Origin of the sequence: Comamonas brasiliensis (assembly GCF_018292285.1) — a bacterium.
In the GTDB taxonomy this organism is placed as follows: Bacteria; Pseudomonadota; Gammaproteobacteria; order Burkholderiales; family Burkholderiaceae_C; genus Comamonas; species Comamonas brasiliensis.
Genome location: NZ_JAANES010000006.1, coordinates 258,755 through 285,699 on the forward strand (window position 1 = coordinate 258,755; position 26,945 = coordinate 285,699).

Sequence of the window (26,945 nt, forward strand, 5' to 3'; positions counted from 1 at the left end):
TTCCGGTACGGGCGCGCTGCGCAGGCCCTGGCTATCAGCTTTGATAGCTGAATCCGTCCGGCTCACAAGGCTTTGCTGGCGGTACGGCCCGGGCTTTGGTGCATGATGCGACTTTGCTCGCAGCACCGGGAACCTTGCCGGTGCTGCGCAGTCTGAATTTTCAGAACGACTACCATTTCGCGCATGAAGCTGCTGATTGATTTCTTCCCCATCATCCTGTTTTTCGTGGCCTTCAAGGTCTGGGGCATCTACACCGCCACGGCCGTGGCCATAGTCGCCACCGTGGCGCAGATCGCCTATCTGCGCTTCAAAACCGGCAAGATCGAACCCATGCAATGGATGAGCCTCGGCGTCATCGTGCTGTTCGGCGGCGCCACTTTGCTGGCCCATGACGACAACTTCATCAAATGGAAGCCCACGGTGCTGTACTGGCTCATGGGCGGTGCGCTGCTGATCGGCCAGTTGGTGTTCAAGAAGAACCTGCTGCGCTCCGTCATGGGTGCCCAGTTGCAGCTGCCCGATGCCATCTGGCTCAAGCTCAACTGGGCCTGGACCGCGTTCTTCGCGGCCATGGGCGCGCTCAACATCTGGGTGGCCTACAACTTCGACACCGACACCTGGGTCAACTTCAAGCTGTTTGGCGGCATGGGGCTGATGGTAGTGTTCGTGATTGCGCAAGCCATCTACATGAGCCGCTACCTGCCCCAGGACGGCGCACCCGGCACCGCCGAAGCCAAGGACAAGCAGCCATGAGCGTGATCCTCAGCGCCCAGGCCATGGAGGCCGCCCTGCGCGAGCGTCTGGCCCCGAGCCAGCTCGAAGTCATCGACGAGAGCTACCAGCATGCTGGCCATGTCGGTGCCAATGACAGCGGCGTGGGCACGCATTTTCGCGTGCGCATCGCCTGCGCCGCCTTTGATGGCAAAAGCCGCGTGGCACGCCATCGCCTTGTGTATGATGCACTGCAAGACTTCATTGACCAGGGTGCTCATGCCATCGCCATTGAAGTACTTTGAGAACCCACGGTTCTGACCACAGGCTCCTTGACGGGAGCCTGTTGTGTATGGACTGAACTTCATTCACTTTTCTCGATCTCAACTCGAATGAGCATGAAACAAAAGCAACTGGCCCGCATCGTGGGCGCCACAGTTCTGGGCTTTGCCGCCCTGTCCGCCTCGGCCCAGAATGTGGCCATCGTCAATGGCAAGGCCGTGCCCATGGCCCGCGTCAACGCCCTGAAGGCCCAGATCGAAGCCAGCGGCCAGCCCGTGGCTCCCGAGATGGACAAGATGATCAAGGACGAGGTCATCGCACGTGAAGTCTTTATGCAGGAAGCCAACCGCCGCGGCCTGGCAGCTTCCGAGGCCTACAAGCAGCAGATGGACATGGCCCGCCAGACCGTGCTGATCCGTGCGCTGTTCGAAGACTTCCAGAAGAAGAACCCCGTGACCGACGCCGAAGCCAAGGCCGAATACGACAAGTTCGTCGAGGCCAATGGCGGCAAGGAATACAAGGCCAGCCACATCCTGGTGGAATCCGAAGACCGCGCCAAGGCCATCATCGCCGAAGTGAAGGCCGGCAAGAAGTTCGAAGACATCGCCAAGAAGGAATCCAAGGACCCCGGATCGGGTGCCCGCGGCGGCGACCTGGACTGGGCCAACCCCAACAACTACGTGCCCGAGTTCACCGAGGCACTGATCAAGCTCAAGAAGGGCGAGATGACCGACGCGCCCGTCAAGAGCCAGTTTGGCTGGCACATCATCCGCATGGATGACGAGCGCCAGGCCGAAATGCCCAAGTTCGAGGACGTCAAGCCCCAGATCACACAGCAGCTGCAACAGCAAAAGCTGCAGCAATTCCAGGATCAGCTGCGCAAAAGCGCAAAAATCCAGTAACATGCTCTTACGCCAGACCTGAAAAGGACTGGCCAGACCATCACCCAAGCCCGCGTCAAGCGGGCTTTTTTTGTCTCAGCGCTGCGGTTTTGCTACATCTTCCGCAGCACCCTGATCAGACTCGGACTTGGCTGGCGGCAATTGCTCAGGCTTTCGCGGACGGCAATGCAAAGGCTTTGCCGGCGCGCCGGAGACTGTGCCCTCGGCCTCTTTGGCGGCTTGCTCAAGAACTTCTTTCTCGGTCTGCAAGGGGCATAGCGGCAACGGCGCGCCGGATAGCGAGCTTTGCGCCGCCGCGGCATCCGCTGGCGAAGCAGCATCACGCTGCGGCGCAGAAGCCCGGGGAGCCGGTCTGGCCGAGCGCGCCATGTCTTTAGCAGTGCTTGCGCCGGAAGCCGGCGCAGCCTCGGGCTGCGGTGCGGGGGCCGACGCCTGCCCATCCGGGCTAGGCGGCGCCTGCTGTGCCTTGGCTGGAGCCCGGCTCTGCCTGGATCTCTCGGCCGGCGAAGCCGAACCGGCTGCGCTGCCATCCGCGGCAGCCGGAGTAGAAGCGATTGCAGGCGCCGGTGCAGACGCCTGTGCAGCCGGGTCTATATCCGCAGATTGGGCAGGCTCGGCCGCGACTTCGGAGCTGGAACCCGGTACGGCGTCCGGCCCGCTCCACCAGGCGCCATGCTGCAGCATCAGCCAGCCCACCAGTCCGACGGCCGCCAGCCCGCCCAGCGCATGCCGCAGCCAGTAGCGGTCGTTGGCCGCAGGTTTGTCCGCAAGCTCCGGGGGCTGTTGTCCCACACCTGCCACACGCTGGCGTGCACGCTCGAGAATGGCGGCGCTGCTTTGCGTACTGGGGCCACGGTCTTCTGCCACGGCCTCGTGGTAGAGCTCGCGCAGCACATCGGGCTTGCCGTTGCCGGGCGGGGTTTCGGGGTGCATATTCATGCCAGCTCCTCCAGCGCAGCGCGCAGTTTGGCACGCGCATAGCGCAAGCGGCTTTTGGCTGTTTCCTCGGCAACTCCGGTGGCCTGGGCAATTTCGGCCAGCGTCAGATCAGCCTCGACCTGCAGCAGAAAGCACTCACGCTGCTCACCAGGAAGTCGCGCCAGTGCCGCCAGAATGGCCTGGGCCATGAGTTGGCGATCGAGCTGCTGCTCGGGCTCGAAGCCCGATGCCGCAAACAGGCTTTCGGCCAGCCGCAGGGACTCTTGCGTGTCTGCCGACAGGCTGATGCCCGGCCTTTGCCTGCGCCAGTGATCGACCAGGCGGTTGTGTGCCATGGTGAACAGCCAGGTCGTGAACTTGCTGCGCACCTCATAGCGGGAGGCGCTGTCCACCACGGCAAACCAGAGGTCCTGCGCCAGATCGTCGGCCAGCGCCGAATCACCCGTGTTGCGATAGAAATAGCGCCACATCCGCAGGCTGTGCCGGGCATACAGCGTCTCGAACGCCGCAGCCTGCCCTGCGGCATAGCTGCGCATCAGGGCTTCGTCGGCGGGTGTGTCTGGTGCAGGCTGCGGTGCGAGCATGCCCGCGATTATGCAAATTCCACAGCCCACCTTGTTCAGTTGCGCGGCGGGTCCGGGACAAAGCCATTGTCGCCAGGAAAAGGATTGGGCACCCGCGGCTGCGATGGCCGTGGACGGGGTTCGCGGATCACGCCTCTGGCGACCAGATTAGCATAGCTGTCGTAGCGGATACGCACCATCTGCCGGGGCTGCTCGGTGTCGGCCTCGAACTCCACCTGGGTGACTTGCGAGCGCTCAACCGCGCCATGGCCCGTGCCCAGCGAAGGGGCCGGCGAAGGCTGTGGTGCCCGGCGCTCGGCGCTGCTGCTCTTGCTGGCGGCCTTTGGCACGGCGACATCCGCCGCCGCAGACTCAGCCGCCGAGGCACTGGCCTGCGCTTGCGGCTCATAGAGCGGCCCCTGGTAGGCGGCAGGCTCGGGCAGCTTTTCGCGGTACAGCGCAACTCCGATCACACCGACTTCCTGCGGCCTGCCGGTCCTGGCGGCATAGGACATATCGCTTTCGGAGAAATAGAACGCGGCCACGTTGTCATTGCTCTTGCGCCAGCCCCGCACGTCATAGCTATCGCCCGCATCCAGCACATAGCCGCCTTCGGCGCGGGAGCTCGCCGTGCGGCCGTTGATGGCATTGACCCCGTCGACGCTGATGACGCCCATGATGCGGCGGCTCTCGAGATTGCGGATGCGCACCGCATAGTTGGCACCGGGGCGACCCACTACCCACAGCTCGCCCTCGTGACTGTACTGGGGCAGTACCCGCCCCGTGGCACGTTCAACGATGCTGATCTGGGCCAGCTTTGGGTTGCCGCGCGTCCAGGCCGAAGCCGGCGCGGCGACCGCCATTACGGCAGCGCAGAGCAGCGAAGCGCGCAGCAGGCGGCCGCGCGACAGCAAGAAACCAGGAACCGGGGGTTCGATACGGACAGACAACATGGACAAGGCCTCCTCAAGATACAGCCACGGCGGCTGAAACAAACTTGTCGGAGGCTGAAACGCAGCAGCAGACGCAACGGGGTCAAGACAGGCTCTCTAATTTGCAAGCATTTGCAACACCATTGTCAATAACGCTTGGCATCGCAGTCCTGCTCCGGCCCGGCATGTCTGGCACAATCGCGCTCGCTGCAGCCCAAGGCAGGCAGCAATGCTGGGGGTGTCCTGACCATGACCGGTCAGGGCTGAGAGAGTCCCTTTGAACCTGATTGCGCAAGCGGTTCTTGACGACCGCTTGCCCGAGATCATCCTCGCGCAGGGAAGCTGTCCAAGGTGTCAGACCGCGACTGGCCATGTCTTTCATGGCCTGCCGCGCAAACCATGCGGCCCCTGCTTCGTTTTTCTGGCGGAGCATTCATGAATTCATCTTCTTCCACATCGGCCAATCGGGCCCTGGCCCCGGTGACGGCGCAGGAGCGCGTCTTTGCCTGGCGCGACCATGCCTCGCTGTGGTTCAGTCTGGGCGTGGGCCTGCTGGTCATGCAGATGGGCGCCTATCTGCTGCCAGCGCTCAGCCCGCTGCATGCGCTGATCGCGATCGGCATCGGTTCCCTGATCGGCGCAGGCCTGCTGGGCTGGGTGGGCAAGCTGGGCTGCGACAGCGGCCTGTCCAGCGCCGGGCTGATGCACAGCGTCTACGGCCGCCGCTTCGCACGACTACCTATCGTGCTCAACATCATCCAGCTGCTGGGCTGGGGCAGTTTCGAGCTGGTGGTGATGCGCGACGCCACCGTGGCGCTGGGCAAGCAAAGCGGCATCATGGGCGCCCCCTACTGGCCCTGGCTCGCCACGCTGCTCTGGGGCAGCGTGATCCTGCTGCTGATGAGCAGCTCCATGACCACCCTGGTGCGCCGCATCATCTCGCGCGTGGCCTTGCCGCTGGTGATTGCCTCGTTGCTGTGGCTGAGCTGGCAATTCCTGAAAATGGCCGGCGCCACCGGCCTCGGGCCCCTGCTGGCCCGCGAGGGTGCAGGCGGCATGAGCATGCTGGGCGCCGTTGATCTGGTGATCGCCATGCCCATCAGCTGGCTGCCGCTGGTGGCCGACTATGCGCGCCACGGCAAAAGCGGCAAATCCGCGCTGACGGGAGCCTGGACCGGCTTTGCCCTGGCCAATATCTGGTGCTATTCCCTGGGCGTGCTGGTGGCCCTGACCCTGCCCAGCGAAGACCTGGTCACGGCCCTGCTACTGGCCCAGGGCGGGCTGATTGCCCTGTCGCTGATTCTGATCGACGAGGTGGACAACGCCTATGGCGATGCCTACTCTGGCGCCATGTCGGCCCACAGCCTGCAACCGGGCTGGAGTATTCGCCGCTGGGGCCTGCTGATCGCATCCCTGTGTACCGCGCTGGCCATGGTGCTGCCCATGCACAGCCTGGAGCCGTTTCTGCTGTTGCTCAGCTCCTGCTTTGTGCCACTGTTCGGCGTGATGCTGGGCCGCCTGGCCTTTGGCACGGATGCCGTGGAGCTGATGCAAAAAGCGCCCGCCGTGCGCTGGGATGCCGTAGCCATCTGGGTGCTGGGCATTGCCTTCTATCACCTGCTGCCCTATGTCAGTACGGCCCTGGGCTCGGCCCTGCCCACGCTGGCGCTGACCTTTGTGGTGGCAGTCGCTACACGCCAGTTGCATCCGCGCTCCGTTGCCGTCTGAGCAAAAACAAATTCAATAGCAACCAGCGCCCTAAAACAGGGCGTTTCAGCCTTGTTTCTTATCTTCTACCTGGCGCCCGCCGCCTGCAGCAGCTGCACCACGGCCTGCTGCCCGCGCTGGCGTGCATGGGCCAGGGCCGTCACCCCATCCTTGTCGGGCAGATTCAGATCGGCCTTGGCATCGATCAAGGCCTGGATGATGGCCTGATGGCGAGGCCCGCCATCGCTGAGCACCACGGCTTCCATCAGACAGGTCCAGCCCAGCCGGTTGACATGGTTCACATCCACACCTGCCGTGATCAGCGCCTGGGCTGTTTCCAGATGGCCACGCTCGCAGGCCGGAATCAGGGCCGTGCCGCCATAGCGGTTGGTGCTCTTGAGATCGGCGCCATAGGAAATCGTCATGCGCACAATCTCCAGCCGACCCTGCGCGCCGGCCAGCAGATAGGCGCTGTCCTGCATCTGGTTCTTGATATTAGGGCTGGCACCATGCATCAGCAGCGAGCGTGCCACCTCGATATGGTTGGCCGCCGTGGCCAGCAGCAACGGGGTGTTGCCCCGGGCGTCCTGCACGTCGACAGGCGCGTTGCCGGCCAGCAGATTGCGCACCGCCACGGCATCGCCCTGCGCGGCAGCGGCCAGCAATTGCTGGCCTAGCATCTGCGGGTCCCCGGCCTTTGCCGCCGCAGCAGCGGCAGGTGTTGCAGCGGCAGCATTCGCCGACGTGCCGCTCTGGCAGGCCGTGAGCAGCGTCGCTGCGGCCGAAGCCGTCAATGCAATCGTCAATCGGGTAGTCAACGAGGCGCTCCCACGGGCGCGGACTGGCTGGTTCATGGCATTCCTTGATGGCTGGCTGGGTGTTCAGCCCCTGTCAGCTTTCTACAGGAACTATAGCTAACCACGCAAGTCCGATGAGGGTTACAGCATGTTTTCAATCGATAAAAGGAGAATCTGCCCCGTGTCTTGCAACCGCTGGATCCGCACCGCCGCCACTTCAAGTCTGATCGCGCTGGGTGCGCTCACCGCCGGCCTGCTGCCGGCCCTCGCACAAGCCCAGGAATTCGTCAGCATCAAGGGCAAGACCGTGAATGTGCGCGAGCAGCCCAACACCCGCTCCGCCACCCTCTGGGAACTGAGCAAGGGCTACCCGGTGCAGGTCACCCAGCGCAAAGGCCAGTGGCTGCGTGTGAAGGACTATGAGTCCACGCTGGGCTGGGTCCATGCCCCGCTGACCAGCAAGAGCCCGCATATGGTGGTGACGGCACGCACGGCCAATCTGCGCTCCGGCCCCGGCCAGAAGCACAGCCGGGTAGGCAAGCTGGAACAAAATGAAGTGTTGCAGACGCTGAAAAAGCAAGGTAGCTGGGCCCAGGTCCAGCGCAGCAACGGCCAGAGCGGCTGGGTAGCCAAGAATCTGGTCTGGGGCTGGTAAGCCCGGCAACAGGCGCCCCAAAAGGCAAAGGCCTGCAGCTGCAGGCCTTTTTTGCGAGTGTCGGCAATCAGCCTTCGACGATCAGCTGCGCGCGTGGCGCATAGCCGTGGTTGAGGGGGCCGTGGCCCTGGCCGGTGTAGACCTCGGCTCCCGCCTCGATGGCACCCAGGATATAGCGCCGCGCCTCGGTCACTGCGGCTTCCAGCGCCAGCCCCTGGGCCAGGAAGGAGGCAATCGCCGACGAAAGCGTGCAGCCCGTGCCATGGCCGTTATGGGTGACGATGCGCTGCGACTGCAGACGCAGATAGTCGCTGGCCTGCTGACCTTGCCGGCCCAGCACATCCATGACCAGATCGCCGCTCAGATGCCCGCCCTTGAGCAGCACCGCAGGCGCGCCCATGGCCAGCAGATCGGCCACGGCCGCATCCAGCGCTGCAATGCCGTCGATGCTGCGACCCAGCAGCAAAGCTGCTTCATCCAGATTGGGGGTAATCACCGTCGCCAGCGGGAACAGCTCCTTGACCAGCGCCTGGGCCGTCTCGGGAACGATCAGGCGGTCGCCGCTGGTGGCCACCATCACGGGGTCCAGCACCACGTTCCTGATCCGGTGGCGACGGATCGCATCCGCCACCACGCTCACCACATCGGGGGTTGCCAGCATGCCGATCTTGACGGCATCGACGCCTATGTCTTGCACAACGGCATCGATCTGGCCGCGCACGGTATCCAGCGGAATGCCATGAATGCCCGTCACGCCGAGCGTGTTCTGCACGGTGATGGCCGTGATCGCCGTCATGCCGTAGCAGCCCAGGGCCGCACAGGTCTTGAGGTCGGCCTGGATGCCGGCGCCACCGCCGCTGTCCGAGCCGGCGATGGAGAGCACGCGTGCATAGCGCTTTTTTGCGGCGCCGGAGATGGAGGAAGAAGCAATCACTGTCATGGCAAAAATTATCGCCCATGCGCATGGTCAATGCGTGCTGTTTGCGGTTGTGCTGTAATGTCCAACGGACGAAACAGGGGTGTCCCGCAGGCAAGCAGCCTGTGCGGACTGAGAAACACCCTGGGGCTGCGCCAGCTGCCGGCTGCGCACCAGAGCACCATCCGTGCCCTGTGCCCCCTGCACCCGATCCAGGTCATGCTGGCGTGGGGAGTTTCACAAGCCGCAAGGCATGCCGCGTTTTGTCCTGCACATGGCCCTGTTCCTGTGTCCGGATGGAAAACGATTTGCACATGTCATTGCTACAAGCCTCTTCAAAGATCGCAATTCTCGGCGGCGGCCTCATGGGCCGTCTGCTGTCGCTGGCCCTGGCCCAGCGCGGTCACGCCATCGACCTCTATGACGCCCATGGCCCGCAAGGCGATGGCGCTGCGGCGCGCGTGGCGGCTGCCATGCTGGCGCCGCTGGCCGAGTCGGCCATTACCGAGCCCGGCGTGGTGCGCATGGGCCAGCATGGACTCAAGCGCTGGCCCGACCTCATAGCTCAGCTCGAGCAGCATGTGTTCCTGCAGCAGAACGGAACGCTGATTCTCTGGCACCGCCAGGATCAGGGCGATGCGGCACGCTTTTTCGGTCTGCTGGAGAAAAACCGGCGCATCAACCCCAGCCTGCCGGCCATGCAGGAAAAGACCGGCGCGGCACTGCAGGACTGCGAGCCCGCGCTGCAGGGACGCTTTAACCAGGCCGTCTATCTGCCCGGCGAAGGCCAGCTGGACAACCGCCAGCTGCTGACGGCACTGGTTGACAAGCTCAGCGCCCTGGGCGTGCAGCTGCACTGGGAGAGCCCGCGCGAGGTGGGCGACTTCCGCCCCGGCGAGGCCGGCCAGCCCGACTTCGTGTTCGACTGCCGGGGCCTTGGTGCTCGCACCCAATGGAAGCAGCTGCGCGGCATTCGCGGGGAAGTGGTGCGCATCCATGCGCCCGAAGTCACGCTGCAGCGCCCTACACGTCTGATCCATCCGCGCTACCCCATCTATATCGCGCCCAAGGAAGACCATCTGTTCGTGATCGGCGCGACCGAGATCGAGTCCGACGATATGTCGCCGGCCAGCGTGCGCTCCACGCTGGAGCTGCTGAGCGCGGCCTATACCGTGCACTCCGGCTTTGCCGAAGGCCGGATTGTGGAGATTGCCACCCAGTGCCGCCCTACCCTGCCCGATAATCTGCCCGCCGTGCGTCTGCTGACTCCGCGCGTCATGGAAGTCAACGGCCTCTACCGTCACGGCTTCATGATCTCGCCCGCCATGCTGGACGTGGTGCTGGAGCTGCTGGACCACAACGACTCGCCACTGGCGCGCGAGTTCGATGTCGCCGTGCATCGTGGCTGAACTGCGAGCCTGAACTTTGGCGCACAGCACTTGCACCCCTGGCGCACGCAAGCACCGTCGTGCAGAGGTTTAACTTAGCACCCGCTTTATTTTCCGTTTCCATGCCATGAAGATCACTCTCAACCAGCAAGCCACCGAGCTGCCAGCCCATGCCACCGTGGCCGATGCGCTGGCGCAGATGCAGGCCAAGCCCCCGTTTGCCGTGGCGGTCAACACGGTGTTCGTGCCCAAGACGCAGTACGCCGACCATGCGCTCAATGAGGGCGACAGGATGGAAGTCATCTCTCCGGTGACCGGTGGCTAGGAAATGAATCCCCCTGAGTCGCTTCGCGCCTTCCCCCCAAGGGGGGACGACACCTGCGCTGCGAGGCGGCTCTTGCTGGGTGTCACTGACTTGGCACATGCCTGTTTGAGGTTCATTGGGCTCCACACGCATTGCGGCACAAAGACAAGAGATATAGATAAATCATGAATACCAAAACCACCGACGACGCCCTGGTTCTCTACGGCCAGCGTTTTGAAAGCCGCTTGCTGCTGGGCACCTCGCGCTACCCCTCGCCGGCGATTCTCGAAGCCGCTGTGGAGCGCTCCAGGCCCGCCATGGTCACGGCCTCGCTGCGCCGCCAGGGCAGCAATGCCGCCGAAACCGGTGCCAGCTTCTGGGAGCTGCTGCGCAAGCTCAACGTGCCCGTACTGCCCAACACGGCAGGCTGCATGACCATCCAGGAAGCAGTGACCACGGCCCAGATGGCGCGCGAAGTCTTCGATACCCCCTGGATCAAGCTGGAGCTGATCGGTGACGACTACACGCTGCAGCCCGACACGCTCAATCTGGTGGAAGCGGCCTCCATCCTCATCAAGGACGGCTTCCAGGTCCTGCCCTACACCACCTACGATCTGGTGCTGTGCCAAAAGCTCGTCGACGTGGGCTGCCAGGCAGTCATGCCCTGGGCTGCGCCCATCGGCACCGGCCGCGGCCCCGTCAATCCCTATGCCATGCAGATGCTGCGCGAGCGCCTGAAGGTGCCGCTGATCGTCGATGCCGGCCTGGGCCGCCCCTCCCACGCCTGCACCGTGATGGAATGGGGCTATGACGCCGTGCTGCTGAACACCGCCGTGGCCCTGTCCGAAGACCCCGTGGCCATGGCCGGAGCGTTCTCCGATGCCGTCAATGCCGGTCACGCCGCTTGGCGCGCAGGAGCCATGGCCGAGCAAAACGCCGCCCAGCCCAGCACCCCTGTACTGGGCACGCCCTTCTGGCATCAGGAATAAAGGTCGCCGTGATGGACTCCGCAGAGATCAATGCATTGGCGCAAGCCATTGTTCACCAGCACAGCGCCAACTTTGGCGCCCAGTTGCACCACGATGCCAACTCGGTCGAGCTGACGCCACAGCCCGTGCCGCCCGCACTGCGCCAGGAACCCGCCTATCTGGCCGCGCTTGAGGCCTGCAGCCAGCTGGGCTTTATCGCCGTGGATGCGCAGACACTGGCCCAGGCCTGGCAGTGCCAGAGCGAACGCAACAATCGTTTCGATGCCACCCACTGGCCAGACGACCCACGCGACTTCGGTCTCGGCAAGGCCGACCCGGCCCAGGCCTTTGCCCATTGCCCGCGCGAGCTGGGCCTGTATGGCGTGCTGCCCACGGCCGAATGGGTGGGCCGCATGGCCCGTGCGGGCGTGCCCACGGTGCAGCTGCGCTTCAAATCCGGCGACCAGGCCGCCGTGGCCCGTGAAGTCAAGGCGGCCGTCGAAGCCGTCAAGGGCACGCATGCACGTCTGTTCATCAACGACCACTGGCAGGCCGCGCTGGACGCAGGCGCCTACGGCATCCATGTGGGTCAGGAAGATCTGGACGTGATCGGCCAGCGCGATCTGCAGACCATCCGCACCTCGGGCACACGCCTGGGCGTTTCCACCCACGGCTACGCCGAGATGGTGCGCGCCCATGCCGTCCAGCCCAGCTATATCGCCCTGGGAGCGGTGTTCCCGACCACGCTCAAGAAGATGGCGACGGCCCCACAAGGCCTGGCTCGTCTGGCGGCCTATGTGCGACTGATGCAGCAGTACCCGCTGGTGGCGATTGGCGGTATTTCCGAAGACCTGTTCCCTGCCGTACGCGCCACGGGCGTGGGCTCGGTGGCCGTGGTACGCGCCCTGGTCAACGCCCCCGATCCAGAGGCAGCAGCCCGGCATCTGCTGCAGCGCATGCAGGCTGCAGTCTGAGCGTATCGAAGCGCGTCGACTTCCCATTCAATAGCCGCCGGCGCTTTGAACAAGCACCGGCGGCTATTTTCATTGAGAGACTCAAAACTCCCGCCGCGCCAGGCCTGACTGGCACAGAAAACACCGGAAATGACCAGAAAAAATGCCCGCAGCCAGCGGGCTTCTTTTCTGGAGCGCCGCTGCGCAGGCCGCATGGCTGCTGGGTTTTCTTGATTGGCGCAAGCCCTCTTCGCCGTAAAAGCGGACACACAGGTGACAACCCTGAGTCCATCAGCTTCGGCATGGCCGGTCCCACACGCGACAATGGGGCGGTTACCAGTCACGCACAAGACAGAACATGGACGAGCCAATTCTTAGTATGGAAGAACGTGAGGCGATCAACTCTGGTCGCTGGTTTTCATCCCTTTCGCCCTCTTTGCGGCACGACATTCTTCGATGCGCTTACGTCAAACGATACAAAGATGGCATGCTCATCTGCGCTCGCGGCGAACCGCCCGAGGAGTGGATTGCCTGTGCGCGTGGCGCGGTGCGGGTCAGCTCCACCTCCATCACGGGCAAGCAGATCACGCTGACCTATGTGGAGCCGGGCATCTGGTTCGGGGATGTGGCGATTCTGGATGGCGACAAGCGCACGCACGACGCCTATGCACATGGCGAGACCACGCTGCTGTGCCTGACCAAGGCAGACTTCAGGCGCATTCTGGCCGAGCATGTGGAGTTTTCCGAGGCGATCCTGCGCCTCAATGCGCGCCGTGTGCGCCAGCTCTACGGTCTGGTGGAAGATCTCAATACCTTGCCTCTGCGCGCGCGCCTGGCCAAGCAACTGCTGCACCTGACGCGCAGCTATGGCGTGATGAGCCTGTCGGACAGCAACGAGATCCGCATCGGCCTGCATCTGGCACAGGAAGAGCTGGCGCAGCTGCTGGGCGCCTCGCGTCAGCGCGTCAACCAGGAGCTCAAGTCCATGGAACGCGAGGAAGTCATTCGCATCGAGCCAGGTGGCCTCATCGTGCGCGACCGGGTGACGCTGCTGCGTATTGCAGACACGGATCACTGATTCACCCCCTGAGCGGCTTTGCCGCTTCCCCCTCTCTCGCTTCGCTGCGCTTGCGGGAGGGGGACGATGCCATCGCCGCGAGGCGGCTCTTGCTCGGCATCTCTGGCCGGGATCGCGCCAGTTTTCACCTTCGTTTCTCTCTTCGCCGCGTTCTGCGGCAACTCTCCCCTTTCACGCATTCGCTCGCTGCGCCTTCGGCGCGGCGTGGCGGGCTGCGCCTTGCGCATCACAAATCGAACACAGGACTGAGACAGCATGAGCACTTATGACCATTTCGTCGGCACCCGCGCGGTTTCCGATCAGCATGCTTTTGACACCGATGCCATGGGTGCCTGGATGAGCCAGCATGTCCAGGGCTTTGAAGGTCCGCTGCAGGTGGAGATGTTCAAGGGCGGCCAGTCCAACCCCACCTACAAGCTGATCACACCCGGCAAAAGCTATGTGATGCGCGCCAAGCCCGGGCCCGTGGCCAAGCTGCTGCCCTCTGCGCATGCGATCGAGCGCGAGTACCGCGTGATGAAAGGCCTGGCCGGCACCGATGTGCCCGTGCCGCACATGTATGCGCTGTGCGAAGACGAATCCGTCATCGGCCGCGCCTTCTACATCATGGAATTCATGGAAGGCCGCGTGCTCTGGGATCAGTCCCTGCCCGGCATGACGCCCGCCGAGCGGGCCGAAATCTACGACGAGATGAACCGCGTGATCGCGGCCCTGCACAGCGTGAAGTTTGCCGAGCGCGGTCTGGCCGACTACGGCAAGAGCGGCAACTACTTCGAGCGCCAGATCGGTCGCTGGAGCAAGCAGTATGTGGCCTCCGTGACCCAGCCCATCCCCGAGATGGACAAGCTGATGGAGTGGCTGCCCGCCCATATGCCGGCCAGCGCGCGCGACGAGGGCCGCGTCTCCATCGTGCATGGCGACTACCGCCTGGACAACCTGATGTTCCACCCCACCGAGCCGCGCGTGATCGCCGTGCTGGACTGGGAGCTGTCCACGCTGGGCCACCCGCTGGCCGATTTCAGCTACCACTGCATGAGCTGGCATATCCCGGCCGAGCTGGGCCGCGGCATTGCGGGCCTGGACATCGCGGGCCTGGGCATCCCCGCCGAGCACGATTACATGCAGCGCTACTGCCAGCGCACCGGCATTGCCGATGTGGCCACGCTGCAGCGCGACTGGAACTTCTACCTGGCCTACAACATGTTCCGCATCGCGGCCATCCTGCAAGGCATTGCCAAACGTGTCGAGGCCGGCACGGCCTCCAGCGCCCAGGCCAAGGCCTCGGGCGACACCGCCCGCCCCATGGCCGAGCTGGCCTGGTCCTTCGCTCAGCGCGCCTGACTTTCATCCACCACCACGCAATCAGACCGTCCCACAACAAAAGGAGCACTCATGGACTTCGACTACTCGCCCAAAACCAAGGACCTGCAGCAGCGCCTGCTCAAGTTCATGGACGAACACATCTACCCGGCAGAAAAGGAATATGCCCAGGAGATGCAGGCCAACACGGCCGCCGGCAAACGCTGGACGCCGCTGCAAACCATTGAAAAGCTCAAGCCCAAGGCCCAGGCCGCCGGCCTGTGGAACCTGTTCCTGCCCGTGGACAGCGCCGAAGCCTCGGGCTACCACGGCGCGGGCCTGACCAACCAGGAATACGCACCGCTGGCCGAAATCATGGGCCGCGTGCCATGGGCTTCCGAAGTCTTCAACTGCTCCGCGCCGGACACCGGCAATATGGAGACCATTGCCCGCTACGGCAGTGCCGAACTCAAGGAGCGCTGGCTCAAGCCCTTGCTGGAAGGCAAGATCCGCTCGGCCTTCGCCATGACCGAGCCCGAAGTCGCCTCCTCCGACGCCACCAATATCTGCACGCGCATCGAGCGCCAGGGCGACGAATACGTGATCAACGGCCACAAGTGGTGGATCTCGGGTGCCGGCGATCCACGTTGCCAGGTCTTCATCACCATGGGCAAGACCGACCCCGAAGCGGCCAAGCATTCGCAGCAGAGCATGATCATCATCCCGGCGGATGCCAAGGGCATCCGCATCGAGCGTCCGCTGAACGTGATGGGCTATGACGATGCGCCCCACGGCCACATGGAGATGTATTTCGAGAACGTGCGCGTTCCCGTCGGCAATATTTTGCTGGGCGAAGGGCGCGGCTTCGAGATCGCCCAGGGCCGCCTGGGCCCGGGCCGCATTCACCACTGCATGCGACTGATCGGCCTGGCCGAGCGTGCGCTGGAGCTGATGTGCAAGCGCGCCAGCAGCCGCGTGGCCTTCGGCAAGAGCGTGGCCCAGCAGACCGTGACACAGGAACGCATTGCCGAAGCACGCTGCAAGATCGACATGGCGCGCCTGCTCACGCTCAAGGCCGCCTGGCTGATGGACGTGGCCGGCAACAAGGTGGCCAGGACCGAGATCGCCATGATCAAGGTCGTCGCCCCCAGCATGGCCTGCCAGGTCATAGACTGGGCCATGCAGGTCCACGGCGGCGGCGGCATGTGCGACGACTTCCCGCTGGCCTATGCCTATGCCGCAGCACGCACGCTGCGCTTCGCCGACGGCCCCGACGAGGTGCACCGCAACGCGATTGCCAAGTGGGAGCTGGGCAAATACGGCAGCTACGGCAAGAACGCCGAAGTGCCCATCACGCGCGGCGGCTGATGCGAGGCAGCGGTAGCGCATCGCGCCGCTGCTGCCCGGAAACAAAAGCACCCCGTCAGCCACGGCTGCGGGGTGTTTTTGTTTCGATGGCAGATTTGTTATTCGCTATCAACAAAGAAGCTTATACCGCCCTATATCAAAAGATTTCAGATACAAAACATCTTGAAATTCAATGAATCCATGCGATAGAAGCTTCTTAATCAATAGCAGCATAGCTAGCGGCACCGGGCCCGGCACCGCACACCCTTATCAGGCTTAGAAGCTCTCCCACTCTCCATCGTCTGCCGTTGCGGCCTTTTGCGGCTGGGGCGCTGCTGCGTTTTTCACGGGGCTCAGAACCGGCGGCTTGCTCGCCGCCGACATCACCGGGCGCTTGAGTGCAGCCGACGAGGCCTTGAGCGGGGCAGGAGCCTTGATCGCAGCCCTGGCAGGCGCGGGCTTGAACGTCGCTGGAGCCAGGGCCGGTGCGGCTTGCTGGCCGGACTGGGCGCCGAGCTTGAAGAAGCTCACCGTCTCCGCCAGCGCGGCGGCCTGGCCGCGCAGTGCGTCGGTCGCGGCCGCAGCCTCCTCCACCAGGGCGGCGTTCTGCTGGGTCATCTGATCCATCTGCGTCACGGCCTGGGTGACCTGCTCGATGCCCGAGGTCTGCTGGTGGCTGGCCACCGAGATCTCGCCCATGATGTCGGTGACGCGGCGCACACTCATCACGATCTCGTCCATGGTCCTGCCGGCCTCGTCGACCTGCGTGCTGCCTTCCTGCACCTTGCTCACCGAGTCGTCGATCAGCTGCTTGATCTGCTTGGCCGCCTCGGCCGAGCGCTGGGCCAGGGTACGCACCTCGGAGGCCACCACGGCAAAGCCGCGGCCCTGGTCGCCCGCACGGGCCGCTTCCACCGCCGCGTTCAGCGCCAGAATATTGGTCTGGAAGGCGATGGAGTCGATCACGCCGATGATGTCCACGATCTTGCGCGAGGACTCATTGATGGCCGACATGGTCTGCACGACCTGGGCCACAGTGGCACCGCCGCGAACGGCCACCTGCGATGCGGCAGAGGCCATCTGGTTGGCCTGCTGGGCGTTGCCGGCATTTTGCTGCACGGTGGCGGTCAGCTCTTCCATCGAGGCCGCCGTCTGCTCCAGCGAGCTGGCCTGCTCTTCGGTGCGCGAGGACAGATCCTGGTTGCCGCTGGCAATCTGGCTGCTGGCCGAGGCGATCGAGTCCGTGCCCTGGCGCACCTGGCCCACGATGCGCTGCAGACTGTTGTTCATGTCCTTGAGCGCCTTCAGCAGCTGACCCACTTCGTCGCGGCTTTGCACGGTGATGCTGGCGCTCAGATCGCCTGCGGCCACGGACTGCGCCAGTTGCACGGCCGACTGCAGCGGACGCGAGATGGAGCGCGCGATCAGCACTGCCAGCGCCACGCCGATGACGATGGAGCCCAGCAGCAGCGCCATCACCCACCAGCGGGCAGCGGCATACAGGTCGTCGCCGGCCTGGTTGGTTTCCTCGGTGGCCTGGTAGTTGATCTCGCTGAGCGCATCCAGACGGGTGTTGATGCCGCGGCTGATCTTGAGCGACTCGCCGCGCAGAATCTCGCTGGCGTCATCGTTGAGCAGCTGGTGCGACAGATCCACCACCTTGGCCGTCTGCACGGCATAGGCCTTGAGATCCTCGCCGATCTCGGCCAGCAATGCCCGCTCCTTGTCGGTCTTCACATACTTGGCATAGGACTGCTGGTTCTGGACCAGTTCGTCCCAGAGCTTGGGCATGCTCTTGTCATAGACCGCCATTTCCTCGGACGACTGCGCCATCACATGCTGCATGGTCTGCGAGCGATAGCGCTGCAGCTGATAGCGCATGTCCTGCAGGTTGCGGGCCGCCGGCAGCCACTGGCGCGCCAGATCGGTGGCCGTGGCATTGACACGCTCCATCTGTACCAGGCCGTACAGACCCGATACCGCGCTGATCAGCAGGATCAGCACAAAAGACACCAGCAGCTTGTTGGCCAGCTTGAGGTTGCGAAAGAAGTTCATGGGGGATGGGGAGCCTGGACGACCTGGAAGGTCTGGCACCTGCGAGATGGGAAATAGGAAGAACGGTCCGAAAAGCGCGTGCACACTGCGCGCGCCTGCGAATTCTATGCAGTATTTGTTACCTCGAGTAACGGCATCCATGAATAAAACCGATGGGGGTATCAGGGACATAGCTGGGATCAAAAAGACACCCCGATGACGCACGCAAAAGCCCTGTCAAAGGCCATTGCATCCCCACAGCCGTTTGGCATGAGAAAATCACCCGTTATTTATCAGCAAGAACAACGGATTCACCATGGAAGCAGAACGCGTCAACTCTATCGGCAACACCCTCCAAGATCTGTCCGAGCGCACGGCAGATCTCCGGAGGTATCTTTGACTACGATGCCAAGTACGAACGTCTGCGCACTGTAAACGCCTCGCTGGAAGACCCGGCCGTCTGGAACGACCCCAAGAAGGCGCAGGAGCTGGGCAAGGAAAAGAAGTCGCTCGACTCCGTCGTGCTGACGCTGCAGAAGCTCACCACCGAGCTGGCCGACAACGTCGAGCTGTTCGAGATGAGCAAGGAAGAAGGCGATGATGCCGGCCTCGAGACCATCGAGGCCGAAACCGCCAAGCTCAAGCCGCTGATCGAGGAGCTCGAGTTCCGCCGCATGTTCGGCGGCGAAGCCGATCCGCTCAACTGCTTCATCGACATCCAGGCCGGCGCCGGCGGCACCGAAGCCTGCGACTGGGCCAGCATGCTGCTGCGCCAGTACCTGAAGTACGCGGAACGCAAGGGCTTCAAGGCCACGGTCGAAGAAGAGACTCCGGGCGACGTAGCCGGCATCAAGAGCGCCACCATCAAGGTCGAAGGCGAGTATGCCTACGGCCTGCTGCGCACCGAAACCGGCGTGCACCGCCTGGTGCGCAAGTCGCCTTTCGACAGCTCTGGCGGCCGTCACACCAGCTTTTCCTCGCTGTTCGTCTATCCCGAGATCGATGACTCCATCGAGATCAACATCAATCCGTCGGATGTGCGCACCGACACCTACCGCGCCTCGGGCGCCGGCGGTCAGCACATCAACAAGACCGACTCGGCCGTGCGCCTGACCCACATTCCCACGGGCATCGTGGTGCAGTGCCAGGATGGTCGCTCGCAGCACAGCAACCGTGACGTGGCATGGCAGCGCCTGCGCTCCAGGCTGTACGACTTCGAGATGCGCAAACGCATGGAAGAGCAGCAAAAGCTCGAGGACACCAAGACCGATGTGGGCTGGGGTCACCAGATCCGCTCCTATGTGCTGGACAACAGCCGCATCAAGGACTTGCGCACCAACGTCGAAGTCTCGGCCACCCAGAAGGTGCTGGACGGCGACCTGGACGTGTTTATCGAAGCCTCGCTCAAGCAAGGCCTCTGATCCTAGAAAGGAATCGATATGCTGCAACTGCGTGACGGGCAAGCCCCGGCCACCGCGATTTATCGTGCCGACTACGAGGCCCCGGCCTGGTGGATCGACACGGTGGACCTGACTTTTGACCTGGACCCAGCCAAGACGCGCGTGCTCAGCAAGATGCGCGTGCGCCGCAACCCCGAGGTGCCGGCACAGGCGCTTCGCCTGGACGGCGACGAGCTGAATCTGGCGCGGGTGATGGTCAACGGCGGTGGTACCTCCTTCAAGATGGATGGCGACCAGCTGGTGCTGGAGAACCTGCCCGAGGGCAACGAGCCCGTGGAGCTGGAGATCTTCACCACCTGCGCCCCCATCAAGAACACCAAGCTCATGGGCTTGTATGTGAGCGAGGACACGTTCTTCACGCAGTGCGAGGCCGAAGGTTTCCGCCGCATCACCTACTTCCTGGACCGCCCCGACGTGATGGCCATGTACACCGTCACGCTGCGCGCCAACAAGGCCCAGTACCCGGTGCTGCTGTCCAACGGCAATCTGGTGGAGTCCGGCGACCTGGACGACGGCCGCCACTTTGCCAAGTGGGTCGATCCGCACAAGAAGCCCAGCTATCTGTTTGCACTGGTGGCCGGCAATCTGGTGGCCCGCGAGCAGAAGATCAAGAGCCGTGCCGGCCGCGATCACCTGCTGCAGGTCTATGTGCGCCCCGGCGACCTCGAAAAGACCGAGCACGCCATGAACTCCCTCATGCACTCCGTTGCATGGGACGAGGCCCGCTTTGGCCTGAGCCTGGATCTGGACCGCTTCATGATCGTCGCCACCAGCGACTTCAACATGGGCGCCATGGAAAACAAGGGCCTGAACATCTTCAACACCAAGTATGTTCTGGCCAGCCAGGCCACGGCCACCGACACCGATTACGCCAATATCGAATCCGTCGTCGGCCACGAATACTTCCATAACTGGACCGGTGACCGCGTCACCTGCCGCGACTGGTTCCAGCTGAGCCTCAAGGAAGGCCTGACGGTTTTCCGCGATCAGGAGTTCAGCATGGACATGGCGGGCACGGCTTCGGCCCGCGCCGTCAAGCGCATCGACGATGTGCGCGTGCTGCGCACCGTGCAGTTCCCCGAGGATGCCGGCCCCATGGCCCACCCCGTGCGCCCCGACAGCTATATCGAGATCAACAACTTCTACACGGTCACGATCTACGAAAAAGGCGCGGAAGTCGTGCGCATGCAGCACAACCTGGTCGGCCGCGAAGGCTTTGCCAAGGGCATGAAGCTGTACTTCGAGCGCCATGACGGCCAAGCAGTGACCTGCGACGACTTCTCGCAGGCCATTGCCGACGCCAACCCCGACTCTCCCCTGGCCCAGCATCTGCAGCAGTTCCGCCGCTGGTACAGCCAGGCCGGAACGCCCGTGCTCAAGGCCGTGGGCCAGTACGATGCAGACGCCCGGACCTATACGCTGACGCTGTCGCAAAGCTGTGCGCCCACCGTGGGTCAGGCCGAGAAACTGCCGTTCGTCATTCCCGTGCAGATGGGTCTGCTGACGGCCAGCGGCCAGCCCATCGCCCTGCAATTGCAAGGCGAGGATGCGGCCCAGGCAGTCGCCAGCCGCATGCTGGTGCTGACCGAAGCCGAACAGCGCTTTGTCTTCAGCAATGTGAACGAAGCACCCGTGCCCTCGCTGCTGCGCAGCTTCAGTGCCCCCGTGGTGCTGGAGCATGAATTCAGCGATGCCGATCTGCTGACCCTGCTGGCCCATGACAGCGACCCGTTCAACCAATGGGAAGCCAGCCAGCGCCTGGGCCTGCGCTATGCCCTCAAGGCAATCGCTGCCAGCGGCGACGCCAACGCCGAGATCCTGCCAGCAGACTTCATCGAAGCCATGCGCCGCGTGCTGCGTGACGACAAGCTGGATGCCGCGTTCAAGGACCTGGTGCTCACGCTGCCGTCGGAGAGCTATATCGCCGAGCAACTGGCCGAGGTCGATCCGCAGCGCGTCCATGCCGTGCGCGAAGCCATGATCTTGCAGCTCGCGAGTGCCCTGCAGCCCGAATGGGAAGCGGCTTGGGAGGCCAACCGAGACACCGGCGCCTATCGCCCCGACCATGTCAGCGCCGGCCGCCGTGCACTGGCAGGCCGCGCCCTGTCCATGCTGTGCCTGCAGGCCGCCCGGACTGGCGACACGGTCTGGCCCGGCAAGGCCTACCAGCGCTGCAAGGACGCAGGCAATATGACGGACCGCATGGCGGCCCTCTCCGCCCTGGTCTACAGCGCCAGCCCCCTGGCCGAGCAGGCGTTGCAGCGCTTCCACGCGCTGTTCAAGCAGGATGCACTGGTGCTGGACAAATGGTTTGCACTGCAGGGCGCAGCCAGCGACCGCGGCGGCGATGTGCTTCCGGCCGTCAAGGCGCTGATGAAGCACGCCGACTTCCAGATCAAGAACCCAAACCGCGCACGCAGCCTGATCTTCAGCTACTGCAACAATGCTGGCGCCTTCCACCGCGCCGATGCGGCGGGCTATGTGTTCTGGGCCGATCGCGTGATCGAGATCGACGGCATCAACCCCCAGGTGGCCTCCCGCCTGGCCCGGGTCATGGACCGCTGGAAAAAACTGGCCGAGCCCTACCGCTCTGCAGCCCGCGAAGCCATTGCCCGCGTGGCAGCCAAGCCCGATCTGTCCAACGATGTGCGCGAGGTCATCACCCGCGCCCTGGCGGACTGATGGACCTGCACATGCTTGCCCGACGCACGGCCCAGGGCTTCCAGGCCCTTGCCGTCGCTGCGGCGAGCATGTCGCTGGGCGCGGCAGCCAAACCCGATGCAGGATTCGAAACCCGTTTCGCGCCCTTGTATGCCACCGTCTTCAGCGAAGGCGGCAGCTTCAGCGGACGCGCCATGAGTGCCGACCTGCAGGCACTGGAGCCGTTGTTGAAAAAGCCCGGAGTCGTTGCTCGCGACGCCTTCCGGCTCTATTACACACAGGCCAGCGTCTATGCGCGCCGCGGCATGCCCAAGGAGGCTGCCAAGGCAGCCAGCACAGCGTTGGCTGCTTTGCCCGGCACCCAGACAGACCCGGAGCTGTCCTATGCACAGTTCTTCCTGCGCTATTCCAGCATCCGCTGGCTGGCAGATGCTGGACAGCACGCGGCAGCGCTCAAGCAGGTCAAGGCCCTTCAGGCTCAATACCCGCTGCAGCAGATTGCCGGCCTACCCGCCGAGATGCGCTGGGATGAAAGCGTGAAGCCTGGGCGGGCTCTGGATTTTCCGAGCCAGATGCAGATTCTCGGCATCTACGAGGACGAAGGCTATCTGCTGCATGAGCTGGGGCGGTTTCGCGAAGCCAGGCAGGCCAATGAGCGGCTGCTGCCCGTGGCGCGCGAACGCCTCAACGACATGGGCAATCTGCAGCAGATACGTGGTGTGCTCACCAATATTGCGCAAAATTGCTATGAGCTGGGCGACCTGAAGCAGGCTGGTGCCTATCTTCAGGAGCGTCTGCAGATTGCACAAACGGCACAAGACCATGCCACCGTCTACGACAGCTATTTCCAGCTCATGGTACTTGCCCATGAGCAAAAGCAGGAACCGCAGGCCCGCCAATGGCTGGCCCGCTATGAACAATACGCGCTGAACCACAAAGACAGCGAGCAGCAAACCCGCGCCAGGGAGCTGCTGGCGGAACTGGAGCAGCGCAATGCAGGGCGTCCAGGCAAGTGATCGGCCCCCTGCCCTCAGTCCATTTCAGATTTGCATCGAATTTCAAGGAGTTGAAACATGAAGAAAAACATCAGCCTGACCCGCTATCTGGTCGAGCAGCAACGCGTGGACGGGCTCATCCCCGGCCAGCTGCGTCTGCTGCTGGAAGTGGTGGCCCGCGCCTGCAAGCGCATCAGCTTTGCTGTGAACAAGGGTGAGCTCGGCGACGTCATGGGCACGGCAGGCAGCGAGAACGTGCAGGGTGAAGTGCAGAAAAAGCTGGACATCATCGCCAACGAAACCCTGATCGAAGCCAATGAGTGGGGCGGCCACCTGGCAGCCATGGCTTCGGAAGAAATGGAAGGCATCTATGTGGTGCCCAACCGCTATCCCCAGGGCGAGTACCTGCTGATGTTCGACCCCCTGGACGGCTCGTCCAACATCGACATCAACATGTCCATCGGCACCATCTTCAGCGTGCTCAAGAAGCCCGAAGGCCACCCCGGCGTGCATGACAGCGACTTCATGCAGCCCGGCACCCAGCAAGTGGCGGCCGGCTACTGCATCTACGGCCCCCAGACCACCCTGGTGCTGACCGTGGGCGACGGCGTCTCCATGTTCACCCTGGACCGAGAGCAAGGCTCGTTCGTGCTCATCGAGGAAAACGTCAAGATCCCCGAAGACACCAAGGAATTCGCCATCAACATGTCCAATATGCGCCACTGGGATGCCCCCGTGAAGCGCTATGTGGACGAATGCCTGGCCGGCGCCGACGGCCCGCGCGGCAAGAACTTCAATATGCGCTGGGTGGCAGCCATGGTGGCCGACGTGCACCGCATCCTGTGCCGCGGCGGCATCTTCATGTATCCCTGGGACAAGCGCGAACCGCAAAAGGCCGGCAAGCTGCGCCTGATGTACGAAGCCAACCCCATGAGCTGGCTGGTCGAACAGGCTGGCGGCATGGCTACCAACGGCCGCCAGCGCATCCTCGACATCCAGCCCACGCAGCTGCACGAGCGTGTGAGCGTCGTCCTCGGCTCCAAGAACGAAGTGGAGCGCGTGACCAGCTACCATCTCGAAGCCGACGAAAAAGCGCTATAATTTATAGCTTATCGCCGGTGTAGCTCAGTCGGTAGAGCAGCTCATTCGTAATGAGAAGGTCGCGTGTTCGATTCATGTCTCCGGCACCAAGTTAAACAAAGAAACCTCGCTATGGAAAACATAGCGAGGTTTTTTGCTTTTGGGATCTGTAGGCAATCTGTAGGCATTTTTGATAAATCTGGATCAGCACCAGTCGGGTTCCTGTGCCTTGATTGACCCAGACTTTCATTCTTTTTGGTGGTACAGGTGGTACACGTGGTACAGCCTTATTCCATGCGGGTTTGCGGCGAATTGGCTGGTGTTACACCGGTGGTACAGGTGGTACAACATACAAGCGCGCCATGCCAAGAAGCCGCAACGGCCTGCGCATGTTGTACATGCCATATGTTGGCGATCAGACCGGCCGGCACGCAACTGACAAGTGAACCGTTTTGGTCAATGGCTTAGATCACCTTCACTTCAACCGCAACACCCGTTCCAGGCTGTTAGAGATAAGTCCGAATGAGTGCTTTGGGACCGCTCACTAAAACTGCATGCGGCTGTGTCCAGGTGTGCAGCCGATGACGACAATGCCGCGGGCCGCTCTGCCGCCCAGCGGCCTTCGCCTTTTTGTCGTGCACTGAGCAGGTGATTGCGCTGCGCAAGACGCAATTTCACGGCCCTCTCAGGTGGCGCTCGGTTCAACCAACATCGCCACATGTTCAGACGCCATTGAGGACCTTCGGAGTGGTGGATACGTAAGGCTTCGTCTTATCTAGCAGTCTCTCAAGGGCTGCCCCTTCCCCTGTGGGCACGCAGCTTGCCGGATACCTTGGCGCTGGTTTTCTGGCTTGTCCAGGGAGAGGCGATCTACATGACTTGACTGAAACAGGGTGAGCGATATGGACAACAGTACAGTGATAGACACACTGAACGAGCTGATCGAAAACTGCAAGGATGGTGAGTACGGCTTTACAAGTGCTGCCGAGCACGCCCGAACCGAAGCCTTGAAGCAAGAGTTTCGCAGCAGGGCAGACGACTGCCACAAGGGAGCGCGTGAATTGCAGGAGCTGGTGAGGCAGTTGGGCGGAAAGTCTGTCGATGATGGCACGCTGGCGGGGGCTGCACATCGGGGCTGGGTAGCGGTCAAGGGCGTCCTGGCTGGATATAGTGACCTGAGCATGCTCGAGGAGGCAGAGCGAGGGGAAGACACGGCCGTAGAGCGCTTCCGCATGGCGCTGACCAAAGATCTGCCCCCGAATGTTCGTTCGGTCGTTCAGCACCAGTTCGAAGGGGCCAAGCGCAATCATCTTCAGATTCGGACCCTGCGTGACCAAGCGAAAATCGCGAATGACTGACTCAGAGGCAAGGCTCCAGGTAACGTTGCCTGCAACCTCTTCTCGCTGGTAGCAGCTTTCGACTTTGGTGAAGCACGAGTTGCACACCTTGAGCCTTGTTCGATGTCCCGTCTGATGCCTGAAAGCTGCCTTTGGTCTGTGGCCGGTATCACTGACTCCGTCCCGAAACACCGGGCACAGGTATTGCCATCTGGAGCTAGCAACTCTTTATCAATGGCATTGACTCTTTAGACGGAGAATCCTATGAAGGCTCTTACTTACCATGGCTCCAAGGATGTTCGCTTCGATACGGTGGCTGACCCCCGCTTACAAGACGCTGAAGATATTATTATCAAGGTGACCGCCACAGCCATATGTGGATCTGACCTTCATATCTATCGCGGCAAGATTCCAGGAATGGAGACCGGAGATATCCTGGGTCATGAATTTATGGGAGTTGTCGAAGACGTGGGGCACGACGTCAAAGGCCTAAAAAAGGGCGACAGAGTGGTCGTTCCATTTGTGATTGCTTGCGGGGAATGTTTTTTTTGCAATAGATCGCTGTTTGCCGCCTGCGAGGACACCAATACAGGGCGAGGGGCAATTATCAACAAAAAATCAGCACGACCTGGTGCCGGGCTTTTTGGCTATAGCCATCTGTACGGAGGATATTCAGGGGGACAGGCAGAATATGCACGGGTTCCAAAGGCAAATACTGGCCCTATTCTAATACCCGACTTCCTGAATGATGAACAGGTGCTTTTCTTGTCGGACATCCTTCCCACCGGGTACCAGGCAGCACTCAATGCACGGATCTCCAGTGGTTCCACGGTCGCCATATTTGGCGCCGGCCCTGTCGGCCTGATGACCGCCATGTGCGCCCGCTTTTTAGGGGCAGAGACTATCTTTATGGTAGATGAAAGCAATTACCGCCTTGAATTCGCAAAAAAGACTTACGGGGTTATTCCGATAAATTTCTCGGTAGTTGATGATCCGGCGGAGTACATTCTCGAAAATACCCAGAACAGGGGTGTGGACGCCACCATAGACGCTGTCGGCTTTGAGGCCAAGGGAAGTGCCGTGGAAACGGTCTTGACCAATCTAAAAATTGAAGGCTCAAGCGGCAAGGCGCTGCGCCAATGCATTGCTGCAACCCGCCGCGGTGGCGTGGTGAGCGTGCCTGGCGTTTATGCAGGCTTCATACATGGCTTTCTGTTTGGAGATGCTTTTGAAAAGGGGCTGACCTTTGAAATGGGGCAGACGCATGTCCAGAGGTACCTACCAGAGTTGTTGCAACACATAGCCAATGGCTTGATGAAGCCAGAGGTCATCATCTCCCACCGAATGAATTTGGGTGAGATCGTCAAGGGGTATGAAATATTTGAGAAACAGCAGGACTTCTGCCGAAAAGTTATCCTGACTCCATAGTATTTTCCAGTCAATTTTTGGCATCTAAAAATACAAATTTTGTATGACAGGTATTCCAAAAAAGTAATCTAAAACACATGCAATAGTGAATATTCTGCGGTAAAAAATACAATTGCTTTGCACTTGAGCTTCGTTTCCCTATAGGAATAGCTGGCATGAGTTATGCGTATCAGATGTCTGCAATGTTCAACCTACAGACCGATCTATCG

24 protein-coding genes and 1 tRNA gene are annotated in these 26,945 nt (G+C 62.3%); 19 read left to right on the plus strand and 6 right to left on the minus strand.

Annotated features, from left to right (window positions below):
• Positions 1 to 183 precede the first annotated feature (183 nt).
• The 3 genes from DJFAAGMI_RS22055 (at position 184) to DJFAAGMI_RS22065 (ending at position 1,895) form a co-directional block, all read left to right on the plus strand.
• A complete protein-coding gene (locus DJFAAGMI_RS22055; RefSeq protein ID WP_211459167.1) occupies positions 184 to 753 on the plus strand; it encodes a septation protein A in 570 nt (189 codons plus the stop codon).
• The gene (locus tag DJFAAGMI_RS22060; RefSeq protein WP_211459168.1) at positions 750 to 1,016 is read left to right on the plus strand and encodes a BolA family protein; all 267 of its coding nucleotides are present in this window, start codon (positions 750 to 752) and stop codon (positions 1,014 to 1,016) included. The genes DJFAAGMI_RS22055 and DJFAAGMI_RS22060 overlap by 4 nt, the downstream gene beginning before the upstream one ends.
• Positions 1,017 to 1,103: 87 nt before the next feature.
• Positions 1,104 to 1,895, plus strand: a complete 792-nt coding sequence (locus DJFAAGMI_RS22065) for a peptidylprolyl isomerase (protein WP_003053722.1) — start codon at positions 1,104 to 1,106, stop codon at positions 1,893 to 1,895.
• A 75-nt stretch (positions 1,896 to 1,970) separates the two neighbouring features.
• Here DJFAAGMI_RS22065 and DJFAAGMI_RS22070 read toward each other — a convergent pair whose 3' ends face one another.
• Genes DJFAAGMI_RS22070 through DJFAAGMI_RS22080 form a run of 3 tightly spaced genes read right to left on the minus strand, consistent with a single transcriptional unit; the run spans position 1,971 to position 4,350 of the window.
• Positions 1,971 to 2,834: a hypothetical protein gene (locus tag DJFAAGMI_RS22070; protein WP_211459169.1), complete on the minus strand. Its 864-nt coding sequence runs from the start codon at positions 2,832 to 2,834 to the stop codon at positions 1,971 to 1,973.
• Positions 2,831 to 3,418, minus strand: a complete 588-nt coding sequence (locus DJFAAGMI_RS22075) for an RNA polymerase sigma factor (protein WP_211459170.1) — start codon at positions 3,416 to 3,418, stop codon at positions 2,831 to 2,833. The genes DJFAAGMI_RS22070 and DJFAAGMI_RS22075 overlap by 4 nt, the downstream gene beginning before the upstream one ends.
• 35 nt (positions 3,419 to 3,453) lie before the next feature.
• A complete protein-coding gene (locus DJFAAGMI_RS22080) occupies positions 3,454 to 4,350 on the minus strand; it encodes a hypothetical protein (RefSeq protein WP_211459171.1) in 897 nt (298 codons plus the stop codon).
• Positions 4,351 to 4,764: 414 nt separating this feature from the next.
• Here DJFAAGMI_RS22080 and DJFAAGMI_RS22085 point away from each other — a divergent pair, with 414 nt between their 5' ends.
• On the plus strand, positions 4,765 to 6,057 hold the full coding sequence (locus DJFAAGMI_RS22085) for a purine-cytosine permease family protein (RefSeq protein WP_211459178.1): 1,293 nt from the start codon (positions 4,765 to 4,767) through the stop codon (positions 6,055 to 6,057).
• 65 nt (positions 6,058 to 6,122) lie between these two features.
• Here DJFAAGMI_RS22085 and DJFAAGMI_RS22090 read toward each other — a convergent pair whose 3' ends face one another.
• Positions 6,123 to 6,890, minus strand: coding sequence for an ankyrin repeat domain-containing protein (locus DJFAAGMI_RS22090; RefSeq protein WP_211459180.1), 768 nt, complete (start codon positions 6,888 to 6,890; stop codon positions 6,123 to 6,125).
• 124 nt (positions 6,891 to 7,014) lie between these two features.
• On the opposite strand from DJFAAGMI_RS22090, the gene DJFAAGMI_RS22095 reads away from it, so the two are divergent.
• Positions 7,015 to 7,488, plus strand: a complete 474-nt coding sequence (locus tag DJFAAGMI_RS22095; protein ID WP_211459182.1) for an SH3 domain-containing protein — start codon at positions 7,015 to 7,017, stop codon at positions 7,486 to 7,488.
• 67 nt (positions 7,489 to 7,555) lie between these two features.
• On the opposite strand, the gene thiD is transcribed toward DJFAAGMI_RS22095, so the two are convergent.
• Positions 7,556 to 8,428, minus strand: coding sequence for a bifunctional hydroxymethylpyrimidine kinase/phosphomethylpyrimidine kinase (thiD, locus tag DJFAAGMI_RS22100; RefSeq protein WP_211459184.1), 873 nt, complete (start codon positions 8,426 to 8,428; stop codon positions 7,556 to 7,558).
• Between the two features lie 290 nt (positions 8,429 to 8,718).
• Between thiD and DJFAAGMI_RS22105 the strand changes: the two genes are divergently transcribed.
• From DJFAAGMI_RS22105 to DJFAAGMI_RS22135, 7 genes are all read left to right on the plus strand, one after another.
• Positions 8,719 to 9,813 (plus strand): FAD-dependent oxidoreductase, encoded by a 1,095-nt coding sequence (locus DJFAAGMI_RS22105; RefSeq protein ID WP_211459186.1) that lies wholly within the window; start codon positions 8,719 to 8,721, stop codon positions 9,811 to 9,813.
• A gap of 106 nt (positions 9,814 to 9,919) precedes the next feature.
• On the plus strand, positions 9,920 to 10,117 hold the full coding sequence (thiS, locus tag DJFAAGMI_RS22110) for a sulfur carrier protein ThiS (RefSeq protein ID WP_211459188.1): 198 nt from the start codon (positions 9,920 to 9,922) through the stop codon (positions 10,115 to 10,117).
• 164 nt (positions 10,118 to 10,281) lie between these two features.
• A complete protein-coding gene (locus tag DJFAAGMI_RS22115) occupies positions 10,282 to 11,085 on the plus strand; it encodes a thiazole synthase (protein ID WP_053281721.1) in 804 nt (267 codons plus the stop codon).
• Positions 11,086 to 11,096: 11 nt separating this feature from the next.
• Entirely contained in the window at positions 11,097 to 12,038 is a 942-nt protein-coding gene (thiE, locus tag DJFAAGMI_RS22120) for a thiamine phosphate synthase (RefSeq protein WP_211459333.1), read from the plus strand.
• A 337-nt stretch (positions 12,039 to 12,375) separates the two neighbouring features.
• Positions 12,376 to 13,095, plus strand: coding sequence for a Crp/Fnr family transcriptional regulator (locus DJFAAGMI_RS22125; protein ID WP_029158393.1), 720 nt, complete (start codon positions 12,376 to 12,378; stop codon positions 13,093 to 13,095).
• 255 nt (positions 13,096 to 13,350) lie between these two features.
• Positions 13,351 to 14,436, plus strand: a complete 1,086-nt coding sequence (locus tag DJFAAGMI_RS22130; protein WP_211459190.1) for a phosphotransferase — start codon at positions 13,351 to 13,353, stop codon at positions 14,434 to 14,436.
• 51 nt (positions 14,437 to 14,487) lie between these two features.
• Positions 14,488 to 15,762: an acyl-CoA dehydrogenase family protein gene (locus tag DJFAAGMI_RS22135; protein ID WP_034377687.1), complete on the plus strand. Its 1,275-nt coding sequence runs from the start codon at positions 14,488 to 14,490 to the stop codon at positions 15,760 to 15,762.
• 255 nt (positions 15,763 to 16,017) lie between these two features.
• On the opposite strand, the gene DJFAAGMI_RS22140 is transcribed toward DJFAAGMI_RS22135, so the two are convergent.
• Positions 16,018 to 17,796, minus strand: a complete 1,779-nt coding sequence (locus DJFAAGMI_RS22140) for a methyl-accepting chemotaxis protein (protein WP_211459192.1) — start codon at positions 17,794 to 17,796, stop codon at positions 16,018 to 16,020.
• 295 nt (positions 17,797 to 18,091) lie between these two features.
• On the opposite strand from DJFAAGMI_RS22140, the gene prfB reads away from it, so the two are divergent.
• From prfB to DJFAAGMI_RS22175, 7 genes are all read left to right on the plus strand, one after another.
• A protein-coding gene (gene prfB, locus DJFAAGMI_RS22145; protein ID WP_155293381.1) for a peptide chain release factor 2 occupies positions 18,092 to 19,196 on the plus strand; the annotation gives its coding sequence in 2 pieces (ribosomal slippage) (positions 18,092 to 18,172 and positions 18,174 to 19,196; 1,104 coding nt in all).
• Between the two features lie 18 nt (positions 19,197 to 19,214).
• Positions 19,215 to 21,917: an aminopeptidase N gene (gene pepN / locus DJFAAGMI_RS22150; protein ID WP_211459194.1), complete on the plus strand. Its 2,703-nt coding sequence runs from the start codon at positions 19,215 to 19,217 to the stop codon at positions 21,915 to 21,917.
• 11 nt (positions 21,918 to 21,928) lie between these two features.
• Entirely contained in the window at positions 21,929 to 22,912 is a 984-nt protein-coding gene (locus DJFAAGMI_RS22155; RefSeq protein ID WP_249334695.1) for a hypothetical protein, read from the plus strand.
• A 57-nt stretch (positions 22,913 to 22,969) separates the two neighbouring features.
• Positions 22,970 to 23,992, plus strand: coding sequence for a class 1 fructose-bisphosphatase (locus DJFAAGMI_RS22160; RefSeq protein WP_003061245.1), 1,023 nt, complete (start codon positions 22,970 to 22,972; stop codon positions 23,990 to 23,992).
• A gap of 13 nt (positions 23,993 to 24,005) precedes the next feature.
• Positions 24,006 to 24,081: transfer RNA gene (locus tag DJFAAGMI_RS22165), tRNA-Thr, on the plus strand.
• A gap of 792 nt (positions 24,082 to 24,873) precedes the next feature.
• Positions 24,874 to 25,329, plus strand: coding sequence for a ferritin-like domain-containing protein (locus tag DJFAAGMI_RS22170; protein ID WP_211459198.1), 456 nt, complete (start codon positions 24,874 to 24,876; stop codon positions 25,327 to 25,329).
• 243 nt (positions 25,330 to 25,572) lie between these two features.
• Positions 25,573 to 26,736: a zinc-dependent alcohol dehydrogenase gene (locus tag DJFAAGMI_RS22175; protein ID WP_211459199.1), complete on the plus strand. Its 1,164-nt coding sequence runs from the start codon at positions 25,573 to 25,575 to the stop codon at positions 26,734 to 26,736.
• The last annotated feature ends 209 nt before the right edge of the window (positions 26,737 to 26,945 follow it).

What these genes read in the sequence shown, in the direction of transcription:
- DJFAAGMI_RS22055 (WP_211459167.1), top strand. Translation starts at nt 184, where the DNA reads ATGAAGCTGCTGATTGATTTCTTCCCCATCATCCTGTTTTTCGTGGCC.
- DJFAAGMI_RS22060 (WP_211459168.1), top strand. Translation starts at nt 750, where the DNA reads ATGAGCGTGATCCTCAGCGCCCAGGCCATGGAGGCCGCCCTGCGCGAG.
- DJFAAGMI_RS22065 (WP_003053722.1), top strand. Translation starts at nt 1,104, where the DNA reads ATGAGCATGAAACAAAAGCAACTGGCCCGCATCGTGGGCGCCACAGTT.
- DJFAAGMI_RS22070 (WP_211459169.1), bottom strand. Translation starts at nt 2,834, where the DNA reads ATGAATATGCACCCCGAAACCCCGCCCGGCAACGGCAAGCCCGATGTG.
- DJFAAGMI_RS22075 (WP_211459170.1), bottom strand. Translation starts at nt 3,418, where the DNA reads ATGCTCGCACCGCAGCCTGCACCAGACACACCCGCCGACGAAGCCCTG.
- DJFAAGMI_RS22080 (WP_211459171.1), bottom strand. Translation starts at nt 4,350, where the DNA reads ATGTTGTCTGTCCGTATCGAACCCCCGGTTCCTGGTTTCTTGCTGTCG.
- DJFAAGMI_RS22085 (WP_211459178.1), top strand. Translation starts at nt 4,765, where the DNA reads ATGAATTCATCTTCTTCCACATCGGCCAATCGGGCCCTGGCCCCGGTG.
- DJFAAGMI_RS22090 (WP_211459180.1), bottom strand. Translation starts at nt 6,890, where the DNA reads ATGAACCAGCCAGTCCGCGCCCGTGGGAGCGCCTCGTTGACTACCCGA.
- thiD (WP_211459184.1), bottom strand. Translation starts at nt 8,428, where the DNA reads ATGACAGTGATTGCTTCTTCCTCCATCTCCGGCGCCGCAAAAAAGCGC.
- DJFAAGMI_RS22105 (WP_211459186.1), top strand. Translation starts at nt 8,719, where the DNA reads ATGTCATTGCTACAAGCCTCTTCAAAGATCGCAATTCTCGGCGGCGGC.
- thiS (WP_211459188.1), top strand. Translation starts at nt 9,920, where the DNA reads ATGAAGATCACTCTCAACCAGCAAGCCACCGAGCTGCCAGCCCATGCC.
- DJFAAGMI_RS22115 (WP_053281721.1), top strand. Translation starts at nt 10,282, where the DNA reads ATGAATACCAAAACCACCGACGACGCCCTGGTTCTCTACGGCCAGCGT.
- thiE (WP_211459333.1), top strand. Translation starts at nt 11,097, where the DNA reads ATGGACTCCGCAGAGATCAATGCATTGGCGCAAGCCATTGTTCACCAG.
- DJFAAGMI_RS22125 (WP_029158393.1), top strand. Translation starts at nt 12,376, where the DNA reads ATGGACGAGCCAATTCTTAGTATGGAAGAACGTGAGGCGATCAACTCT.
- DJFAAGMI_RS22130 (WP_211459190.1), top strand. Translation starts at nt 13,351, where the DNA reads ATGAGCACTTATGACCATTTCGTCGGCACCCGCGCGGTTTCCGATCAG.
- DJFAAGMI_RS22135 (WP_034377687.1), top strand. Translation starts at nt 14,488, where the DNA reads ATGGACTTCGACTACTCGCCCAAAACCAAGGACCTGCAGCAGCGCCTG.
- DJFAAGMI_RS22140 (WP_211459192.1), bottom strand. Translation starts at nt 17,796, where the DNA reads ATGAACTTCTTTCGCAACCTCAAGCTGGCCAACAAGCTGCTGGTGTCT.
- pepN (WP_211459194.1), top strand. Translation starts at nt 19,215, where the DNA reads ATGCTGCAACTGCGTGACGGGCAAGCCCCGGCCACCGCGATTTATCGT.
- DJFAAGMI_RS22155 (WP_249334695.1), top strand. Translation starts at nt 21,929, where the DNA reads ATGCTTGCCCGACGCACGGCCCAGGGCTTCCAGGCCCTTGCCGTCGCT.
- DJFAAGMI_RS22160 (WP_003061245.1), top strand. Translation starts at nt 22,970, where the DNA reads ATGAAGAAAAACATCAGCCTGACCCGCTATCTGGTCGAGCAGCAACGC.
- DJFAAGMI_RS22170 (WP_211459198.1), top strand. Translation starts at nt 24,874, where the DNA reads ATGGACAACAGTACAGTGATAGACACACTGAACGAGCTGATCGAAAAC.
- DJFAAGMI_RS22175 (WP_211459199.1), top strand. Translation starts at nt 25,573, where the DNA reads ATGAAGGCTCTTACTTACCATGGCTCCAAGGATGTTCGCTTCGATACG.